Origin of the sequence: Tolypothrix sp. PCC 7712 (assembly GCF_025860405.1) — a bacterium.
GTDB classification, from domain to species: Bacteria; Cyanobacteriota; Cyanobacteriia; order Cyanobacteriales; family Nostocaceae; genus Aulosira; species Aulosira diplosiphon.
In genome coordinates, this window is sequence record NZ_CP063785.1 from 597,499 (window position 1) to 617,611 (window position 20,113).

Sequence of the window (20,113 nt, forward strand, 5' to 3'; positions counted from 1 at the left end):
ATCAGATCAACTTTTAATGTTACCTTTATAAACTGAGATTTTTATATATTAGTTTCATAAACTCCAGGTGATTTACTGAGATAATAAATTCCGAATAATTACCCTATTAGTTTTTTGATTATTCCCATAAAAATGAATTATCCCTAATAGGGATTCGACAGAAATCTATTACTTCTCTTCAGAAATGAAAGTTAAAAAAATATCCAGCTTTTTAAAAGTTGCTATCACCACAGTTGGTATTCTTTCTGTAGCTCAAGGAGCTTATGCTGGTAGTTTAACGGGATCAGCATTTAGCATATCTTTAGAATGTTTAAACGATAGTACTGGTCTTCTCTTGGGATCAAATCCTACTGATGCTAACGGTTGGCAGTATGCATTTGATTCCAATGCAGATGGGATGAATGGTAACTACTGGGTTGGTGCAGCACCTGGACAAGTAAATCCCTATGATATTTCCGGTATGGCTGTCAAAGAAACTGCTGACAGCGTAATTATTGCTATCAATGGCAATATGAAGTTAACCGGAGAAGCCGAAGCTGGAGCTGCTGGTGGTCAGATTGGTTATGGCGACTTATTCTTTAATACGTCTGGCAAAACCTTTCTAAATGCGATGAATAGCGGAGATTTATATGGTATCCGCTTCGCTTCTGCGAATGCTTCTGGTGTACAACAACTTGGTGTTTATAGCGGGGTTCAAGCAAAAACTGTTACTGACATTAAAGAAGGCTATACTGTCCAAACTTATGGAGGTTTAGCAGGTGGTAGCAATTCCTATGAATCTCAAGTTAAGACAGGTGGTGGTACTGTAGGTTACGGCGATTTAACTAGCGCTTACTTTACTAATAACGGACAGAATAACAGCTTTAACCTGAATGAAATAGCTTCTGGAAATTATTTAACTGGAATCTCATTCCTATCCCAAGGAGCGATTACACAACAACTTCTGAGTACTGGCTACGATAGCAGCAAATTCCAAGGTACCCAGACTATAGCTTTCCAATTTAGCAAATCTGCTATCTCTCAAGCCGTTCCCGAATCTTCTACTGCTGCTGGACTAACAATTTTTGGATTAGCTTTCGCTGGTAGCCAAATCCGTAAAAAATATAAACTTAGTGCAAATCAAAAACTAGCATAATCCCAATATGCTAAATCAAGCAGCAGATTCAAAGCTTGAAATTACCATTCACTATCACTTTCTCAACTGATATAGCAATCCAGTTTGATTTCTGAAATTACTTGCATAAAAACGGGACAAGGGACGGGGAATAGGGGACAGGGAATCAAGGTATACCTAGCTTTTAAAAAATCAAAGACGATTCCTATCCATACCTGATGTTGTTGTGATGACAATATCAGGTATTTTTTTCTCAATTATCCCTAGGTTAGCCAGGTGAATTGAACAAAAAAACCTATATTAGAGGATAAGCGATCGCCCATCAAAATTTTTTGTCAATCATTGTTGACTATTTGTAACAATACTGTTAAATTTAGTTACATAAGTTAAACCAAAAGCAAGCACAGCAGATATAACACCAACGACACAATATTTTTATTTGTGGTAGTCCTTGTTTTGCCTGCTTCAACTGTTAACTCAAAGTTTTCCTTTTCAATCGCTGTATCTAATCGTCATTTTGACTTCTCCATAGCCTCGGTGCTTAACCGAGGTTTTTTATTGTTCGATGAGGGAGATGAGGGAGATGAGGGAGATGAGGGAGATTAGGGAGATTAGGGAGATTAGGGAGATTAGGGGGACAAAGAGGGGATTACCATTACCCATTACCCATTACCCATTACCCATTACCCATTACCCATTACCCATTACCCATTACCCATTACCCATTACCCATTCCCCATTACCCATTCCCCATTCCCCATTCCCCATTCCCCATTCCCCATTAACAAACACCAATTAACTATTTTTCGGTTTACGCACTTTTTTAGAAACAATAGGCCCGAGAATTTGGTTAAGACTTTGCAATTGTTCTGCTGTACCCATACAGATCAGGGTATCTCCAGGCATTAAAACAGTATCACCGGTAGGGCCGCCGATTAAATTACCATCAAGGCGACGGATGGCGAGAACTAACGCCCCTGTTTGCGATCGCAATTTAGCTTTTTGCAAACTTTGTCCCACAAAAGGACAAAAAGCTGGGTCTAGCAAAAATTCTTCCATGTACAGCTGGCGGTCTGTACCTGTAAGAATACCATCAACAAAGTCTAAAATTTGGGGTCTGAGGGCGGCTGCGGCCATACGTTTACCGCCAGTGATATAGGGCGAAATCACCGCATCTGCACCAGCGCGTTGTAACTTCTGCAAAGCTTCTTCTGTACTTGCTCTTGCGATCGCTCGAATTGCTGGATTAAGTGTTTTAGCAGATAGTACAGTGTATAAATTTTCAGCATCTGAAGGTAGAGCAGCAACAATACACATCGCTCTTTCTATGCCGACCTTCAAAAGTGTGTCATCTAATGTGGCATCACCTTGGAATACTACATAACCTTCTGTTTGCGCTCTTTGAACAGATTCAACCTCAGAATCAATGACGACAAAATTTACACCTTCAGCCCGAAATTCTTTGGCGATTTGGCGACCTGTGCGACTAAACCCACAAATAATGTAATGTCCTGATAACGATTCCATTATGCGCCTCTGTTGCCGTAGTCGAATTCCTTCTTGAAAGTAGCCTTCAATCACAGCTTCTGTAAATCTATTGACAATGTAACCGATATTGATGACACCCATCAAAATTAAGGCAATGGTAAATAACCTACCGCGATTACCTAGCGGGTGTGTTTCGCCATATCCCACAGTCGCCAGGGTAATTACCGTCATATAAGCAGCATCTTCCCATGACCACCCCTCCACCAGGCTGTACCACAAAGTCCCAATCATGAAAACACAACCAAGAGCGATTGCTCCTGCCATCAACTCCTTTTGGATACGTTGATATTTTTGCTCAGGCATTGAGTACACAATTCTTTCACCTCTGCCAATGGTTAGGGAATAAAGGGACTGGGGACTGGGGGCTAGGGACTGGGAAAAGCAACGGGGCCGGGAGCAGGGGGAGAAATAATTAATGACAAACACCAATTACCAATTACCAATTACCAATTACCAAACCCCAGATGACAAATGACAAATGACAAAATCCCAAGAAAATAGTCGATATTTTGGAAGGTTTCTAGGACACTAGTAGATAACTATACGATCGCAGATTTTCACAAGGAGCGGTAGTGAGCATAGAAACTCTGGTTGACGCAGCCACCATGCCCCCACAGTCAAATACTTTACCATCTAGTCCGTTTGACCCCAACAGCTTTGATGAAGCAGTTATGTCCACCTATGGGCGATTTCCTATCGCCCTAGAACGGGGCGCAGGATGTAAGGTGTGGGATACTGAGGGGCGGGAATATTTGGATTTTGTGGCTGGAATTGCTACTTGTACTTTGGGACACGCCCATCCAGCAATGGTAGAAGCGGTTACACGGCAAATTCAAAAGCTGCATCACGTTTCTAATTTGTATTACATTCCCGAACAAGGTGAATTGGCAAAATGGATTATTCAACATTCCTGTGCTGATCGCGTATTTTTCTGTAACTCTGGTGCGGAAGCTAACGAAGCAGCAATTAAATTAGCACGAAAATACGCCCATACTGTATTAGAAATTGAAAGACCAATCATTTTAACTGCTAATGCTAGTTTCCACGGGCGGACTTTAGCGACAATTACCGCAACTGGACAACCCAAGTATCAAAAATACTTTGATCCCTTGGTTCCTGGTTTCCACTATGTGCCATACAACGATATTGCTGCGGTAGAGGCGGCGATTAGCGAACTTGATGAAGGTGATTACCGTGTAGCCGCGATTCTTTTAGAACCGTTGCAAGGGGAAGGTGGCGTTCGTCCTGGCGATGTGGCTTACTTTAAAAAGCTACGGCAGATTTGCGATGAAACTGGCATTTTATTGATTTTCGATGAAGTGCAAGTGGGAATGGGACGCAGTGGGAAGTTATGGGGTTACGAACATCTCGGTGTGGAACCGGATATTTTCACCAGTGCAAAAGGACTGGGCGGTGGTATCCCTATCGGCGCAATGATGAGTAAAAAATTCTGCGATGTTTTTCAACCAGGGGAACACGCCAGCACATTTGGAGGTAATCCTTTTGTTTGTGGCGTGGCGCTAACTGTCTGTCAAACCATCGAAAAAGAAAATATTTTACAGAACGTGCAAGATAGAGGTGAACAACTGCGAAATGGCTTAAAAGCGATCGCAGCTAAATATCCCAATCACATTGCTGACGTTCGCGGCTGGGGTTTAATCAACGGACTCGAATTGCAAGCAGATATCACGCTAACAGCAGCTGATATTGTCAAAACTGCGATCGCAGAGGGTGTATTGCTAGTCCCAGCCGGGCCAAAAGTTGTCCGCTTTGTACCGCCATTGATTGTCACAGAACAAGAAATCAACACAGCCTTACAAGCCGTTGACAAAGCTCTGGCTAATGTTAACGCGTAGGTCATGGTATAACAAACACAATTAATCTAGGGTGGGCACTACTGGCAATCTAGCTGAGAAGCAAATATCTGGGCAGTGCCCATCTTATTTTTTATATGGGAGTAATGGCATAACACTACTCAGTTAAGCGTTTTGAACTCAAGATTGGTTTTGGGGAAAAGGTTAAAGGTTAAGGGTTAAAGGTTTTTTCTTTCCCTTGAACCATTCCCCTTTTCCCCTTCACCGACAAGCTTAGTACTATTGTACTATAAACTCAAGCAAGATACTAAGTACTCAATGTTATAAATTGTTACCCATATTCAGCCAAGAGCGTACTGAAAAGCACCCAAATGAAGTTCCAACTACAAATTGATTGGGGTTGTATTCATTACACCTTGCAAAAGATAATTTGATAATTCACAAAATCCTTCGCCTTCCGCAGTGCTAGTTACATAAGCAGGCTGATACTGTAGCTGATTAGCATATTCCAATACATTCGCTACGCCTACAGAGATGGGAAAATAACACCGATCAAATAAACTTTCATCATTAGGACTATCACCCACTGTCACAATTTGTTCTGAAGAATATTGCGGCCAATTTTTCTGTAATACTTGCAACAAACCTACAGCTTTATCTTGAGTTTGCGGTTTAATATGACACTGTACATTACTGTAAGTAAATCCCCATCCCATTTCTTGACATAAATGACTCAGGGTTTGTAATTCTGTGGTATTTAAGGATGCGACATCAAAAGTCCAATCGGTGATGCGAAATCGATTGTCAGTAGATTCTCGGATTTGCGGAAACTGATTTTGTAATTGCTCAAAAGCCGCAGCTAAATTTTGACGATGGCTGACTAAGTCAGAAATGGCTGTTAGTGCTACTGGCTGATCGCTCCCCGCAGGATAAAATAAACCGCCATTTTCTGCGATCGCACCTGCTACAGGCATTAAGCTACTGAGTCCACTCACCCACCCAGCAGAGCGCCCAGTCACAATTAGCACTTTAATATTGGCTGCTGCTAAATTTTCTAAAGCTTGCAAAAGGTTACTGGTAAATTTACCTTTTCTGGTTAAGGTGCCATCCATATCCGTAGCCACCAGTTGAATCTTTTGCCAACAACTTGAGTTCGCTTCAGACAAGGGTAAGAGATTTATGAAACCTTTATCATCAGGGCTAAGGTGTGTGTACATATACGATTTAGTCAAAGTAATAAAAAATAGTAATAATACCGCAAATTAGCATACAAAATTTGGGCACTCTAGCATCAGGAATTAAGTTTAGCAGTTTGTCAATCATGTACAATTTGATTTTTGCAGCCCAAACTTCAGCGGGAAAAGCTAAAAAGACAACCCAAGAAGTACCATCAAAAGCACCACAAAACGCTCCACCGCCGATATTCATGTTTACCTCTGGAGGGTTGTTGTTAGCAGTGATTGCTTTAGTTGCCTATGGCAAATACCTGAAGACTCAACTAGATAAAAAACTCAAGTTTGAACAATTCCGCACCCGAGAACTAGAAAAGAAGTTTAAGCTGGCGCTAGAAACCATTCGCAAAATGGAAACAAATCCCGATTTGGTTAACTCCCGGGATTTCAACTTAGATTATCTGCGGATGCGGATGGCAGAAGAGGTATTTCACTTTGCGATCGTTAATCAAATTAAAATTCAAGTAAAAGAAAAAATTTCTCAAGCTCTACGTCCCAATCAATCCCAGCAAGGATCTGTAGGGATTGCTACTAATACCGGACGACAAGTTGATGAAACTTTTGATGTTGAATATGAAACTGGTACTCCACCAAACATGGCGAAGCGAGTACTATTTCGCGTCCAAGTTCGCTTAATGAAGTTACCAACACAAGCGACTTCTGCCACTATTAGCCAAATTATTGATTGTATCGAAACTTACCTTAGCCCCACAGACGATGAAGATACTTGGCAACCCACAATTCAAGGACGGATTGCTAATATGCATTGGGATCAGAAAGCTAAACCTACTCCTTTGTTAGTGCTAGAGCAATCAAACGATGGTGTCAATGTCTCTTTCCGTACTAGCCGTCAAGCTACTCCTGGTAAGAATGCGCCGCAGCAGCCTGTAGCTAAACAATCAGGCCACGCTAATAATCATTGATTCTTGTAGGGTGCAGCTCTTTCTACTTTATGAGTTCTGATTTCTCAAGCCAGAATCGTAATGGCTGACTACACTTTGAGAATCGCGAGCTAAAAGCCCATCTTCCATTTCTACAATGCGATCGGCTATATCTAAAATGCGGTTGTCATGTGTTACCAACAAAATAGACGTTCCTTGGTCTTTGGCAAGGCGTTGCATGATTTCTACAACATCCCGTCCGGATTGTTTGTCTAAAGCTGCTGTTGGTTCGTCTGCTAGTACAAGGGGAGGATGATTCACCAAGGCGCGAGCGATCGCAATTCTTTGTTTTTGACCACCAGAAAGATTGTCTGGATAGTAATTAATTCTCTCTTGTAACCCAACTGCTGTCAGCATTGCTTCTGATTTAGCAATTGCTTCGCTTTGGGCAATTTCGTCATTTAACTCTACCGCCATCTGTACATTTTGTCTGGCAGTTAAGAATCCTAGTAAATTATGAGCTTGGAAAATATAACCTATTTTCCGGCGGACTTGCACTAACTGATTTTGACTGGCACCTAATAATTCTTCACTGAGAAATTTTAAGCTACCTTCTTGTACAGAACGTAGCCCACCAATCAAGCTCAGTAATGTAGTTTTACCTGAACCTGATGGCCCGGTCATAATTACAATTTCCCCAGCATAAATCTCTAGATTAATGTCAAATAAAATCTGTCTTTTCAGTGCGCCTCTACCATAGTAATGATTGAGATTTTTAATAGCAATTACAGGTTCTTGTCGCATCATAAAGTGGGTAGCTGGATGTTAAGAGTTTACGAAGGTAACTGTAGGTAACAAAATAAGTTATTAATCATCGATTATAAAATAGTATTTTTGATAAGTATTGAGCATTTATAATGATTTTAGTATTGAAAACTTTCTAAATTTATACAGCTAATATTTAATTACTTAAAAGATATCAGCAGGGTCGGCTGAACGTAGCTTACGTACTGCGATCGCACCAGAAACAAAGCACATTACTATTGTTAAAAATAGTACTAAAATAGCACGATCAATGCTCATAAAGACTGGTAGTAATGTAGCATTTCTAGCAGTAGAATACATAAACAATGCAAAAGCAAATCCAGGTATATAACCAATCACAGCTAATAAGAAAGCTTCTTGTAGAATAACTGTTAATAAATAGTTTTGGGTATAACCTATTGCTTTTAAAGTCGCGTACTCAGCCAAGTGATCGGCAACTTCAGTATAGAGAATTTGGTAAACAATTACGGTTCCTACAATGAAGCCCATAATTGTCCCTAAAGTAAAAATAAAACCAATCGCAGTACTACTTGCCCAGTAATTACGCTCAAAATCGATAAATTGTTGCTTGGTTAAAACATTAACATCTTGAGGTAAATAATTTCTTAATTCTTGAGTAACTGCGTTCACATCTGCACCAGGCTTGAGCTTAATTACCCCAATATCAATTAAACCGCGCTGGCGATTATTAAATATTCGCAAAAAGTTAACATCACTAGTAATTAAATTACCATCCGCACCGAAAGATGCGCCTAAAGTAAATAAACCTACTACCTTTATCCGTCGTCTTCTCACTTCTGCTGTGACATTTTTACCTTGCTCAAAATCAGCAGCAATTGGCCCATACTCTACCCGAGAAGAACGGTCATATAAAACTACATCAGGGAGTTTAAGTTTATCTAAATTTTCTACCATTCCGGGTAAGTTAAAAATATTAACTTCCGGGTTAAAACCAAATATCAGAATACTCCGAGGGCGACCTGTTTCTGGATTTCTCCAGGCTGTGTAATCTAAATAGATAGGATGTACTGATTTAACTGCTGGTAAATCTAAAGCTTTATACAAACGTCGTTGAGAAAAACTCCTCATCGACAAGATAGCATTAGACTGACTATTAATTAAAATAATGTCGCCTTCCAAGCTGCTATGTAAACGGACGTTACTATAGTACAAAGCATCTCGGAAACCAAGCTGCATAAACATTAAAATATCAGCAAAGCCAATCCCTGCCAAAGCTACAGCCAAACGGGTTTTTTCCCGTGTCAATTGTAGCCATGATAAAGGAATTTTTTTGTTCATTAAATAGGTAGATAAGAAGTTAGCAATTTTTTCAGCAATCATTAGCCATATAAGATGAATTTTTCAATTAGGAAATAGACCTAAGTCTTTTCCAGCAAACTCAGGATATGGTAGGCATTCGCCACCATAGAGTAATTAAATGAGATAATATTTAACTCAAAAAATATGGGCAATCCAGCACATTATGATTAGCTGATTCAGCTAATAACTAACAGCAACCCTTGACAATTACAACTATTTAATTGTTAATTTCTACAACAACCTTAGCGTAGGTTAAACCTGCAACTTTGGTACTATCTTCTGGCGCGATCGCAATTTTCACTTCTACCACTCTGGCATCTACATCGGCGGCTGGATCTGTATTCAAAACATCTTTCTTACCGATTTTTCTGCCAATTTCCGCCACAGTTCCCTTAAGTTCGCCAACAAAGGCCCCATTATCACTAGATATAGTTGCAGTTTGTCCAAGACGCACTCTACCAATACTGTCTTCTGCTACTTCAGCAATGACAAACATTTGATCGGTTTGTCCAATTTCCGCAATTCCCATTTGGGTGATGGCTTCTCCTGATTTGGTGTGAACTTTTAAAATTTCACCATCAATAGGCGCTCTCACATAGCTCAATTTCAGTTCGGCTTCAGCTTTTCTCACCATTGCGATCGCATTACTCACTTGAGCCTGCGCCATTTGCACATCAGTAGGACTCACTTCTACCAATCGCTTGAATTTGGCTCGTTCTTCATCGATTTGTCTTTGCAAAGTAGCTACAGTTTTATCGCGGTTAACTTTTGCTTCCACAAGTTGCTGTTGCAAAGTCGATAAAGTTTTTACTTGATTTGCTCTCGCTTCTGCAATCTGTTGTTTGATTGTGGCGATCGCTTGTCTGAGACTTGCTTGGCTTTCCACTACCTGCTGATTGCTAGTAATCGCACTCAAGCGTCTTCTATCTCGCTCTTGCTGCGAAATAGCACCTTCTTTATACAACATCTCATAACGTTGAGCATCAACTTGAGCATTCTGCTGTTCAGCTTTAATGCGTGTAAGGGTGGCTCTTAAAGTATCTTTTTGTCCGCTTAGTTCAGCTTCTAGGCGATTAACCATTGCTTGTTGGGCAATTTTTTCGCCACTTAACTGAGCTGCAATGCGTGCGATCGTTGCTTGCTGTGCATCTCTTTCACCACGTAACTGAGCTTCTAAACGAGCAATTACAGAATTTTGGGCTTGAATATCTCTGGGTGAACCTGCTCTAACTTGCGCTAAATTAGCACGGGATTCTTGCAATTTTGCTTTTGCTTCTTCTAATGCAGCTAGTTGGGTATCGTGATTATCCAAAACTGCTAATACTTGACCTTGTTTTACTTTGTCGCCTTCTTTAATGAGCAGTTTTTGGACTCGCGACGAAGCTTGCATTCCCCCCATTGGCGCAGATAGCTTAATTACATCTCCGCGTGGTTCAATATGACCGACAGCAGTAACAGTATTCGCCATCGGTCTAATGGGTACAGATGAAGCTAACTTTCTCAACTGTTCAACTTTAGCTGTACCTAATACACCAGCAGCGATTACTATCGGTAGGGCCACAGCTATGCTCCATAAAACCTTAGGTTGATCGAGCGGCTGTTCCCTTGACTTTGGCTTCTCAGTCACCCTTGACATGATATATTGCCCGTTTATCTGAATTTTGCTGATAGAAGTGAAAAGCGAGTTATACCAATTCGTAATTCGTAGTTCGTAATGAACAACACCAAATTGTATTTACAGCCTATTTCAGGTAAATGAGGTTCGCGCTTCGGATCACGGCACTGCTCATACGTGTCAACTTAAGCTAAAAGCTATATACGGCGCGTGTTGTACAAAAACCCTCGCCCTCATCCCCTCACCCCTTCTCCTGGGGGAGAAGGGGAATTAAATCTCTTGCTCCCCTCTCCTGGTGGGAGAGGGGCTGGGGGTAAGGGGAGAACGTTGTCGCCAAGCGGGTTTCACGTTAAGTTGACACCAATGGGCACTGCTGTGTCCTGACAATTATCTGTACCTCACCAAATTGTGCTGTATTTGATGCCGAATTTTTGAGAATTGGTATTAAGCGCCATTAAATTTGTGCTTTATAACGTTAATTTTGATGATTGAATAACTTGATAGACAGTACTTTTGCTTTGAAGTTTTAAACAGGTCAGTACTGAATACAAAATCATCAAAAACAAGGCGATAAAGAACGATATTTTGTCAGATGAATTATGCTGGTTAAAATTCTGTTTTAAGAAGCGATTTCTAAATTTAAGAAAATAACCAACATAATTAATGAGGTAGACAACTAATTAAAGCGGGTTTTTAGTAGGCAGCTAACTTGTCTTTCAGTAATTTAGTCTATTTACTGATCAATGATAGCTTTACCTTTACTAAAGAGAGCACAAGCCTGGAATAGAATGTTGTCGAAATTTGAATTTTGAAGGAGCGACTTGCTTGCCGCGATTTAAGTGGATGCGGTGAAGTGTGATGGTTATAAAGTAGAAAATCACTCAAGCTAAGACAAAATTACTGGCATGATGCTGCTCAATATAATTAATTAAACCTAACCAGTAATTTACCTTACCTTTCATGAATAATTGAGATTTATGTGATCTGAACTCTTCCAGCTAGTTGATTAACTTTGCAGCAGATTTCAATTATGAATCATAACTGCTATATCAAAGTAGGGTGTTCCTAACATCACATTTTCCTTAATGTTTCTAGTTAACTATTGAGCAGATTTTGTTGCTATCTTTACCAAGAAAACCAACTTTCTTTTGATGTCTATTCCCAAAACTTAGCTGTTCTCTCTGCTGCTGTTTTTACTCCATCAAACTTTGGTTAAATGAATTCTACCTTTATCACTTGGCGGAAAACGTAACAGAACCTACAGATGGGGGATTGGGGATTGGGGATTGGGGATTGGGAAAAGTAGGGATAGTTGCATTTGTGATGGAAAGGGAGGAGATGCGATCGCTTGTGTGCAATCGATGTCTCAAAACTCCTGTAGCAGCAGTTGCACCGTTGCTGATTTTAGAGAACTGGAACGTTCCGCTTTGCAACAGCAGCACAAACTCACGTACAACGTAAAGTTATAAGAAGTTTACTTTTCAAGAGTAATATTGATTTTGTATTGTTAGATACAGAATTAATTTGCCACTAGCCCATTAGTCATGAAACTAGATTTTGATAGACCAGGTTTTGCAGTGCCTTTCAAAAGGCAGAATTTGAATTGTATCAGTAAAGCTTGTACTCTAGAGCAGTCACAGCAGGTTTCTGCATCTCGCTGGGTAAAGCTGTTACAACTTCCTAATCCATATAGTTTTGACGAAGCACTGTTATTGTGTGCGGTTTCTAAACATGAGTGGTTAGCGTGGATTCCAGATCATGGCGAAGTGGTACTGCATATTAGCGAGTTTACCGCTAAGTAGCCAAGGCTTGAGCCTGAGCAAGGCATTTATGACACTGAGTTGTTCTCTAAGATTTGAATTAGTTGAAATTTACTAAAATTGCTCAATTTTTCCAAAATTTTGGAGTTATTTAAGCCCTCAAGAAAGGCTGGCTTGTAATTCAAACTACTTTACATAATGCAAGTAAAAACTTCTATACAAGTAAACATTAGTTGCAATCGTAATTTCCTTAAGCTAAGAGTGATAACTTATTAATTGAAGCGAAAGAAGCTTCCCTGGCAGATCCAACAGTTAAACAAAGAAAGAGGTAAAACCACTGTTTAAATATCTGTCTCGTCAACGGACAACAACACCCAAATCGAACGCTTACATTTCCTCAAATTATTCTAAAAGAGGGCTATGTAACTGATTTTTAGAATATCACGGTGAGCGTGAGTTAAATCGGTACAACCCTGAATGTTTCTGAGAAAAGAGAGGAAATAACTAAGTTAGTAAGAGCTTGGGTGTTGTTGTTTTAAGTATGTAATTTTAAGAAAATATTGTCAGCAGATTTTAGGCGATCGCAGTATTAATTCTCATAAAAAATTAGTCCCCCAATTCTCTACAAATAGGGGGAAATGATGAAGGTTTTATTCTGCTTCCAAAGCCAAATTAGAGGTCTATTCATCAATGATAGCCTCTATTAAACCTCTGGGTTTTTGATAGTAACAGACTCAATAAGTAGTTACACAAAATTAATTACACAATGTCATTGCGAATGTAGCGTTCGCGTAGCGTCCCGTTCGCGTAGCGTCTCCGTCAGGAGAAGGGAAGCGAAATGAAGCAATCGCAAGGGCTGGGATTGCTTCGCTTCGCTCGCAATGACTGTAAATATTTTTGTTTAGGTACTTAATATTGAATATTTAGAACCATAGATACACACAAGAAAACACCGATAAATCTAGTGAATTTATCAGTGCAAATCTGTGTTGATCTGAGGTTAAATTTTTATGAAAGAAGATAGAGTACAGTGCTGAGTGAAAATACTATTTCCAAATACCTAGTCCCCAGTCTCCAGTCCCCAATCCCTAATTCTCATCCCGTCCATGAACTTGGGCAGGTGGGCTAGTCGCTTCAACGGCGGTAAATGGTTCTAAAATTTTGTAAGTGTGGCTTGAGCCTTTAGGAACCACCCAAGAATTGCCTGGTTCTAATAAAATTGTTTGCCCTTCAATGTGTAACTCGGCACGACCGTTAATTACATAACCAACTGTTTCATATTCGCGGGATGCTGGTGGTTTTCCTTCGCTGGGTTGTTCGTTTTCCCACATCCGCATAGCCACAGTCTTGCCAGATGCAAGATATTTTTGGCCGAGTTTACCTTTAGGAGAATGAGTTGAGTCTACTTTTTTAACACTGGTATCACTCATATTCCATTAATTCCTTATGGTTTGAGTACAACTTTGATACAGTTATCTTTTTTATGTTTGAAAATTTCGTAGGCGTGGGGTGCTTGGTCGAGAGGTAGGCGGTGGGTAATGATAAACGACGGATCGATATCACCTTTTTGGATATGTTCTAGCAGTGGTTTGACATATCTATGAACGTGAGTCTGTCCCATTTTGAAAGTCAAACCCTTATTCATGGCAGCACCCATAGGTATTTTGTCTAAAAAGCCACCGTAGACTCCGGGTATAGATAGGTGTCCGCCTTTACCACAAGCGACAATTGCTTGCCTTAAAGCTGTGGGACGGTCTGTTTCTAGACGTACTGCTTGCTTGACTTTGTCGTAAACCGCCATTGCATCTGTACCATGTGCTTCCATTCCCACAGCATCAATACAAGCGTCAGGGCCACGACCACCGGTCATTTCTTTGAGTGCTTCGCCTACATCCATTTCTTCGTAATTTAAAATCTCGGCTTTGCCATAGTCTTTAGCCATTTGGAGGCGTTCGGGGATGCGGTCAATGGCGATCACTCTTTCTGCACCCAACATGAATGCGCTTCTGATGGCGAATTGCCCAACTGGGCCACAACCCCACACAGCGACAACATCACCTGGTTTGATGTTGCAGTTTTCTGCTGCCATGTAACCAGTCGGGAAAATGTCGGTTAAAAATAGTACTTGCTCATCGGTTAAACCATCGGGAATTTTGAACAAGCCGACATCCGCAAAAGGTACTCTGGCATACTCTGCTTGACCACCAGCGTAACCGCCCAACAAATGAGAGTAGCCAAATAGACCTGATGGTGAATAGCCCATCTGCTTTTCTGCTAACCAAGCATTAGGGTTAGAGTTATCGCATAAAGACCATAAATCGCGCTGACAGAAGAAACAAGAACCACAGGAAATAGTGAAAGGAACAACGACGCGATCGCCTACTTTCACATGAGTTACACGACTCCCCAATTCAACGACTTCCCCCATAAATTCATGGCCCAGGATATCGCCCTTTTGCATTGTGGGAATATAGCCGTTGTAAAGATGCAAATCTGACCCACAGATTGCTGTGGAGGTAATTTTGATAATGGCATCACGGGGGTTAATCAGTGTGGGGTCAGGAACTGTATCCACCCGCACATCGTTTGCTCCATGCCAGCAAACTGCTTTCATAATTATTAATCCTTAGCTTTTAAACTTTGTGCTTTGTCAGAATTGGAGACATGATTAATCTTGGAGATGCAATTAATCTTTGAGACGCGATTAATCGCGTCTCTACAATTGCTGACAATCTCTTATTTTGTGGGTATATTGCCCGACCTAACTATACAATTTGAATGCTATCTAGCTGATTGTTATGGTGGGCAATACCTAAAATTTAAGAGAGATAATTTAGTCTCTAGAACCGGAATTGATTACTTCTCCAACTTTGTTGTTGATGGAACCAACAAAGTCTTTTGTAGCTTGAGGAGTATCTTCATCTAGGTTGAGCTTTTCGCGGATACTATTAGCAGCTTTACCTAGTTTATTTTGGCTATTTTCAATGAGGTTATTGTCGGGGGTGCCTTTGTAGTAGGTACCTTCTGGTGTTTTTACTGTCTCACCAATGTTGCCTCGATTGGAACTATTGCTAGAAGTATTGCCATAGTATCCTCGGCTATCGTAAGAGCTGCGATCGTCATTGAAATTCCGTCTGATATTATCGCCAGAATTTGATTTGAGGCTATCTACAGCTTTGTCTATCAAGTTACCACCACTGCTGCCGCTACCAATGTTATCGGGTGTGCCTTTATAATAGATTCCCTCTGGTGTTTTGACAGTATCGGCTTGTGCTTGCATTCCATTACTGTAGCCGAAAAACTGCATTCCCAAAAACGCCAAACCTAATAGAAAAACCATCGCAATCCGGCGGACTAGTACATTTTGTACCCAAGCAAATACACGTGTCATAGACATCCTCTATTTTATTACAATGTGTAGGTTGTTAATAGCTAAAAGCTATTTCAAGGTTTAAGAACAACTTTGATACAGTTGTCTTTTTTCTGTTGAAAAATCTCGTAACCGTAGGGTGCTTGCTCTAGCGGTAATTGATGGGTAACAACAAAAGATGGATCGAGTTTTCCATCCAAAATGAGATTTAGCAACCGATGCATATATTTCTGACCATGCATTTGTCCCATTCTGAAGGTTAGACCTTTATTAATCGCTGCACCAAAGGGCATTTTGTCTACGAATCCACCGTAAACACCCATAATGGAAAGAGTGCCACCTTTACGTGCAGCCACCATCATTTGCCGTAGTACATGGGGACGGTCGGTTTCTAATCTCAGCTTTTGTTTTGTCTGATCGTAGAAGTCTTCTAGACCTACACCATGTGCTTCTAAACCCACTGCATCAATGCAAGCATCGGGGCCACGGCCACCAGTCATCTCTTTCAACGCTTCGCCAGCATCAACGTCTTCGTAGTTAATCGTTTCTGCTTTGGCAAACTTTCTCGCCATTTCTAGACGTTCAGGAAAGCGATCGATCGCAATCACTCTCTCTGCACCCATCATGTAGGCGCTAATCATGGCAAACTGTCCGACAGCACCGCAACCCCAGACGGCTACGGTATCACCGGGTTGAATATCGCATAATTCGGCTCCCATATAGCCGGTGGGAATCGCGTCGGAGATGAATAACAACATCTCGTCCGGTAAATCGGGAGGAACTTTCACTACACCCACATCAGCAAAAGGTACGCGTATATATTCGGCTTGTGCACCTGCATAACCACCTAACAGATGAGAGTAGCCGTAAATTGCTGAGGTTATATTGCCGTATAGTTTTTCTTCCATCCAACCTTTAGGATTGGAATTATCGCACAGCGACCACATATCACGTCGGCAATAGTTGCAGTGACCACAGCCAATTGTGGAGGGAACAACGACACGATCTCCAGGGAGAAGCCGCTTCGCGTCTACGCCTACTTTTAAATTGTTGACTCCACTACCTACTTCTACTACTTCCCCCATAAATTCGTGACCAATGATGTCACCCTTTTGCACTGTGGGAATATAGCCACCGTAAATATGTAAATCTGAGCCACATATCGCTGTGGATGTAATTTTGATAATTGCGTCACGCGGGTTGAGAATTGTGGGGTCTGGTACTGTCTCTACCCGGACTTCATTAGCACTTTGCCAACAGACAGCTTTCATAATTTAGTCCATAGTCATTGGTCATTGGTCATTAGTCATTAGTCATTGGTGTAGATTGCAAATGACACAGAACAAAAGACAAGTGACAAACACTAATGACTCCGTCCAGAGGGTTGACCTTCTGTAGTAGCGATTTCTCCAGCTTCCATCAGCATTTTGAAGCGGCGTAAATCATCGCCAATTTGTTGTTCTGGTTCTTCACCAAAGAGTTTGGCGAATACAGCTGCTAAAGCTCCACCAGGGGGGTTATATTCTAGAACTACTTTGACTTCCGTACCGCGATCGCCTGGTGCTTTTTGAAAGCGTACAAAACCAGAATTATCCACGTCTGCGCCTTCTACGGAAGCCCAAGAAATAAACTGATTTTCTCTATCTTCTAAAATATCTGCATCCCATTCCACACTGTTACCTAAAGGTGCATTGGCAATCCAATGAGAACGTTTTTCGTTGTCCACCTTCACAGATTTGAGATGTTTCATAAATGTGGGCAGTTTTTCAAAGTCGTGCCAATAGCGGTACAGTTCCTCTGGCGATTTATTGATAGTTACTGTCTTTTCAACTTTGATCGGTTTATTCATCCCCACAATTTCCTGTGCTTGCTGGATTGTGCTTTGTTTGGTGACACCTTGATATATCAAACCGCCACCAGCCAAAGCCGTTAGCGCACCTCGCAAAGAGCCTTGCTTTAAACCCATTAACACCATAGCTCCGCCACCAATTAAAGAAGCCCAACGTTCGGCTTCACTGGCTTCACCCTGATTGGTATTTATCTGATCTCCCGGAGTTGCAGTCATACAATTTTAGATTTTAGATTTGGGATTTTCGATTGATTCCACAGATAAATCCGGAGGCTTGTACCATCAACTAACTATTGGTCATTTTTCTCCTGATTACTGTAAAATGACCACTGAAGACGCAAAGGCTCTCTTCTCTCTCTAGTTCTTTGCGTAACGGACACTTTCCACTTTGGGTTATCCCTGCTGAAAAGTGTCCTCTCCTGTGGTTCAAGCAGAATTTACATAGCGGTAGCTGCGCCTGTAGTTGGCTTAGGTGGCTTAACTTCAGCACCTAAAGCGTTACGATACAGCCCTACCAATCGTTGTTCGTATTGCAACAAATTCTGATATATTTCTTTGAAAATAGCGGTGGCTACCGGATCTGTCAGTTTCGCCCACAAATTGCCAATGTCGCCAATACCTGTTTGTAAGTCGCCCAAAGCTGAACGGATTTGATATATATCATCACTTCCAGTTAAGGCGGTTTTCACCTTGGCGTATTGTTCTGCGACATTTACAGCTAAGGAAGGTTTTTCGCCTAGCCTGTCGAGATAGGTTTCGATGATTTGGATATGGCGCTGTTTAGTACCGATGAGTTCTTGAAACAGCGATCGCGCTTCTGTGTTAGATTCTTTTTCAAGATATTTTTCTAATGCTTCCAAAGAATAGCGCTCACCAGCCAAAGCCGTATTTAAATTTTTAACGATATCGCCTTTGGTTGAGCCACCCCAAGCATCAGCCAGCTTCCACCATTCTGCAGTTGTATCCTTCTCGCTAGGTAATGCCGCATCTTTACCACCGTAACCCAAACGGCTGAGAATCGCTGTGGTGAAAATCGCCAAATCTCCAGGTTCACGGGAAGTAATTAAATTACCATCCACTACTAGCGCCTCATCTTTAAAATCTGCGCCAGCATTGATAATATCTTTGCGGATCGCTCTAAAACCCGTGATGCGCTTACCTTGAAGTAAATCGCCTTCAATTAACAGTTGTGGCCCGTGACATACCGCCGCTACCCATTTTCCTTGCTGTACAGCTTCTTGTACAAAGCGTACTGTATTGGGGTTGCGACGCATTTTATCGGGAGCCATACCACCAGGAATTACCACAGCATCAAATTCCGATGCGATCGCTTCTGTGGTGGTAGCATCTGCTTGGATGCTAACTTTACCTTGTTTTCCCTTATACTTCTCATTCATGCGTCCGCCGAGGACTACTACCTCCATCCCCGCTTGTTTTAAGCCATTGTAAGGAACAGTAAATTCTGCATCCTCAACCCCATTTTCTATGAGAATTGCCACCTTTTTCTTAGCAGAATGATTGTTAGTGTGTGCCATCTAATTTTTCCTATGTAACTGTAAATTCGGCTACCTAAAATAGTTAACAATTTTGTTAATTTTTTTATCCCCTATGGGAGATATTTTCTATGTAGAAACTTCACTACTTGAGACGCTAGTAAAGAGTTCTTCGTAATCGTGAGAAAAATAACCATGAAAACTAGCAAACTTTTCTGGAACAACTGCATTTTGTAGCACAGCAAAAACTGCTCTCACATGAATAGCGGTAGTTGTAGGTTCAATATTTTCTTTTTGACTAGTACGGTTAATAAACTCTTGCAGATTAAAACTTTGTCCTGGTTGCCCTTGACTTGTTTCTAAATATTTCCTGATTTCTCCAGGTAACTGTTCTGCTAATGCTTGTACTTCATCTGCAGGAATTCTTTCCTTAATTGTTTCTAATGTCGCACGGGTAGCACGTTCTGCCTCTACACGAGAATCTGATAGAGCCAGGCTTTGTACGTGGGTAATAAACTCTTCGTATTGCACTTTCTACCTCCGTTTTTCCCCATTCATGCTGTGAATTAGCATTCAGGTAGTTGAGAGCAACAAGAAAATTCAAAAAAGATTAATTGAATATATTGTTAATTTTTTGAATAAAAATTAGTTATAAGTAATAAGCCACTAAGCAAATTTTTCCTTTATTAACTTATTACTCATAACTAATAACTTCAACTACACGGGGTTTGACCATGAATTCATATTTACAAGGTTATTGTTCAAATCTGGAATTATCTTCGTTCCCAAGGGATAGATTCTTTTATTTCTAAAGTTATACATCCCTGGTTAGACACAGCTTCTGTTAGTAAAAGGTTATGGTGAAGATGCACCAAATGACTAGCATTATGGCAGAAGAAAATCATAACCAAGAAATCAACTCTGATGATTTGCCTCAGGCAATCACCGAATCCTACGGTACTGGGGTGAAAGACTTGCCAGGGTACAATATCGGTGGGCGTTCCATACAAGCAGAACGGCGTGAGTATACAGAAACTAGTCCTGAACTGACTGGTGGTGATGTTGATGCTTATTGGGAAGATGCGGATGCTGTGGGGGATGAAGCAGTGGGTGGTACTGCTCCCACTCCCGATCAAAACGTCACTGAAGATTTGGAAGCTGCAGTAGGATTAGAAATGGACGATCGCTCTTTCCTCCGCACTAACGATATCTTAGAAGAGCGTGACGATCGCCGTTGGGAATTAGATCCGATGTCCTCTGAAGATTATCAACAACGAAAATAGCTCGCTGTT

General features: G+C 41.1%; 20 protein-coding genes. 8 read left to right on the plus strand and 12 right to left on the minus strand.

What is annotated here, in order from left to right; genetic code table 11:
• Positions 1 to 184: 184 nt before the first annotated feature.
• From HGR01_RS02255 to HGR01_RS02265, 3 genes are all read left to right on the plus strand, one after another.
• Positions 185 to 1,135: an XDD3 family exosortase-dependent surface protein gene (locus HGR01_RS02255; protein WP_052335276.1), complete on the plus strand. Its 951-nt coding sequence runs from the start codon at positions 185 to 187 to the stop codon at positions 1,133 to 1,135.
• 420 nt (positions 1,136 to 1,555) lie between these two features.
• Positions 1,556 to 1,720, plus strand: coding sequence for a hypothetical protein (locus HGR01_RS02260; protein WP_168161000.1), 165 nt, complete (start codon positions 1,556 to 1,558; stop codon positions 1,718 to 1,720).
• Positions 1,707 to 1,913 (plus strand): hypothetical protein, encoded by a 207-nt coding sequence (locus HGR01_RS02265; protein ID WP_071989437.1) that lies wholly within the window; start codon positions 1,707 to 1,709, stop codon positions 1,911 to 1,913. The genes HGR01_RS02260 and HGR01_RS02265 overlap by 14 nt, the downstream gene beginning before the upstream one ends.
• On the opposite strand, the gene HGR01_RS02270 is transcribed toward HGR01_RS02265, so the two are convergent.
• A complete protein-coding gene (locus HGR01_RS02270) occupies positions 1,910 to 2,974 on the minus strand; it encodes a potassium channel family protein (RefSeq protein WP_045871844.1) in 1,065 nt (354 codons plus the stop codon). The genes HGR01_RS02265 and HGR01_RS02270 overlap by 4 nt on opposite strands.
• A 293-nt stretch (positions 2,975 to 3,267) precedes the next feature.
• Between HGR01_RS02270 and HGR01_RS02275 the strand changes: the two genes are divergently transcribed.
• Complete coding sequence (locus HGR01_RS02275) at positions 3,268 to 4,518, plus strand: aspartate aminotransferase family protein (RefSeq protein WP_228045632.1); 1,251 nt, start codon at positions 3,268 to 3,270, stop codon at positions 4,516 to 4,518.
• Between the two features lie 341 nt (positions 4,519 to 4,859).
• Here HGR01_RS02275 and HGR01_RS02280 read toward each other — a convergent pair whose 3' ends face one another.
• The gene (locus HGR01_RS02280) at positions 4,860 to 5,693 is read right to left on the minus strand and encodes an HAD-IIB family hydrolase (RefSeq protein WP_045871846.1); all 834 of its coding nucleotides are present in this window, start codon (positions 5,691 to 5,693) and stop codon (positions 4,860 to 4,862) included.
• A gap of 104 nt (positions 5,694 to 5,797) precedes the next feature.
• On the opposite strand from HGR01_RS02280, the gene HGR01_RS02285 reads away from it, so the two are divergent.
• Complete coding sequence (locus HGR01_RS02285; protein ID WP_096621984.1) at positions 5,798 to 6,631, plus strand: hypothetical protein; 834 nt, start codon at positions 5,798 to 5,800, stop codon at positions 6,629 to 6,631.
• 27 nt (positions 6,632 to 6,658) lie between these two features.
• Here HGR01_RS02285 and HGR01_RS02290 read toward each other — a convergent pair whose 3' ends face one another.
• The 3 genes from HGR01_RS02290 to HGR01_RS02300 form a co-directional block, all read right to left on the minus strand.
• Entirely contained in the window at positions 6,659 to 7,393 is a 735-nt protein-coding gene (locus HGR01_RS02290) for a DevA family ABC transporter ATP-binding protein (protein ID WP_045872115.1), read from the minus strand.
• Positions 7,394 to 7,558: 165 nt separating this feature from the next.
• On the minus strand, positions 7,559 to 8,713 hold the full coding sequence (gene devC / locus HGR01_RS02295; RefSeq protein WP_045872116.1) for an ABC transporter permease DevC: 1,155 nt from the start codon (positions 8,711 to 8,713) through the stop codon (positions 7,559 to 7,561).
• A gap of 238 nt (positions 8,714 to 8,951) precedes the next feature.
• Complete coding sequence (locus tag HGR01_RS02300; protein WP_045871847.1) at positions 8,952 to 10,370, minus strand: HlyD family efflux transporter periplasmic adaptor subunit; 1,419 nt, start codon at positions 10,368 to 10,370, stop codon at positions 8,952 to 8,954.
• Between the two features lie 1,251 nt (positions 10,371 to 11,621).
• Between HGR01_RS02300 and HGR01_RS02305 the strand changes: the two genes are divergently transcribed.
• Positions 11,622 to 11,810, plus strand: a complete 189-nt coding sequence (locus HGR01_RS02305; protein WP_168161001.1) for a hypothetical protein — start codon at positions 11,622 to 11,624, stop codon at positions 11,808 to 11,810.
• A gap of 83 nt (positions 11,811 to 11,893) precedes the next feature.
• Complete coding sequence (locus tag HGR01_RS02310) at positions 11,894 to 12,151, plus strand: hypothetical protein (RefSeq protein WP_045871848.1); 258 nt, start codon at positions 11,894 to 11,896, stop codon at positions 12,149 to 12,151.
• A gap of 1,046 nt (positions 12,152 to 13,197) precedes the next feature.
• On the opposite strand, the gene HGR01_RS02315 is transcribed toward HGR01_RS02310, so the two are convergent.
• From HGR01_RS02315 to HGR01_RS02345, 7 genes are all read right to left on the minus strand, one after another.
• Positions 13,198 to 13,539: a cupin domain-containing protein gene (locus HGR01_RS02315; RefSeq protein WP_045871849.1), complete on the minus strand. Its 342-nt coding sequence runs from the start codon at positions 13,537 to 13,539 to the stop codon at positions 13,198 to 13,200.
• A gap of 14 nt (positions 13,540 to 13,553) precedes the next feature.
• A complete protein-coding gene (locus tag HGR01_RS02320; RefSeq protein ID WP_045871850.1) occupies positions 13,554 to 14,723 on the minus strand; it encodes a zinc-dependent alcohol dehydrogenase in 1,170 nt (389 codons plus the stop codon).
• A 219-nt stretch (positions 14,724 to 14,942) separates the two neighbouring features.
• Positions 14,943 to 15,500, minus strand: a complete 558-nt coding sequence (locus HGR01_RS02325) for a hypothetical protein (RefSeq protein ID WP_045872117.1) — start codon at positions 15,498 to 15,500, stop codon at positions 14,943 to 14,945.
• A gap of 53 nt (positions 15,501 to 15,553) precedes the next feature.
• Positions 15,554 to 16,750, minus strand: a complete 1,197-nt coding sequence (locus tag HGR01_RS02330) for a zinc-dependent alcohol dehydrogenase (RefSeq protein ID WP_045871851.1) — start codon at positions 16,748 to 16,750, stop codon at positions 15,554 to 15,556.
• A 92-nt stretch (positions 16,751 to 16,842) separates the two neighbouring features.
• Complete coding sequence (locus tag HGR01_RS02335) at positions 16,843 to 17,544, minus strand: SRPBCC family protein (RefSeq protein WP_045871852.1); 702 nt, start codon at positions 17,542 to 17,544, stop codon at positions 16,843 to 16,845.
• 221 nt (positions 17,545 to 17,765) lie between these two features.
• Entirely contained in the window at positions 17,766 to 18,863 is a 1,098-nt protein-coding gene (locus HGR01_RS02340; RefSeq protein ID WP_045871853.1) for a DJ-1/PfpI/YhbO family deglycase/protease, read from the minus strand.
• An 87-nt stretch (positions 18,864 to 18,950) separates the two neighbouring features.
• The gene (locus HGR01_RS02345; RefSeq protein ID WP_045871854.1) at positions 18,951 to 19,352 is read right to left on the minus strand and encodes a DUF2267 domain-containing protein; all 402 of its coding nucleotides are present in this window, start codon (positions 19,350 to 19,352) and stop codon (positions 18,951 to 18,953) included.
• A gap of 344 nt (positions 19,353 to 19,696) precedes the next feature.
• Here HGR01_RS02345 and HGR01_RS02350 point away from each other — a divergent pair, with 344 nt between their 5' ends.
• Positions 19,697 to 20,104 carry a DUF6335 family protein gene (locus HGR01_RS02350; protein ID WP_369792187.1) on the plus strand — a complete coding sequence of 136 codons (408 nt, stop codon included), beginning with the start codon at positions 19,697 to 19,699 and terminating at the stop codon, positions 20,102 to 20,104.
• Positions 20,105 to 20,113: the final 9 nt, after the last annotated feature.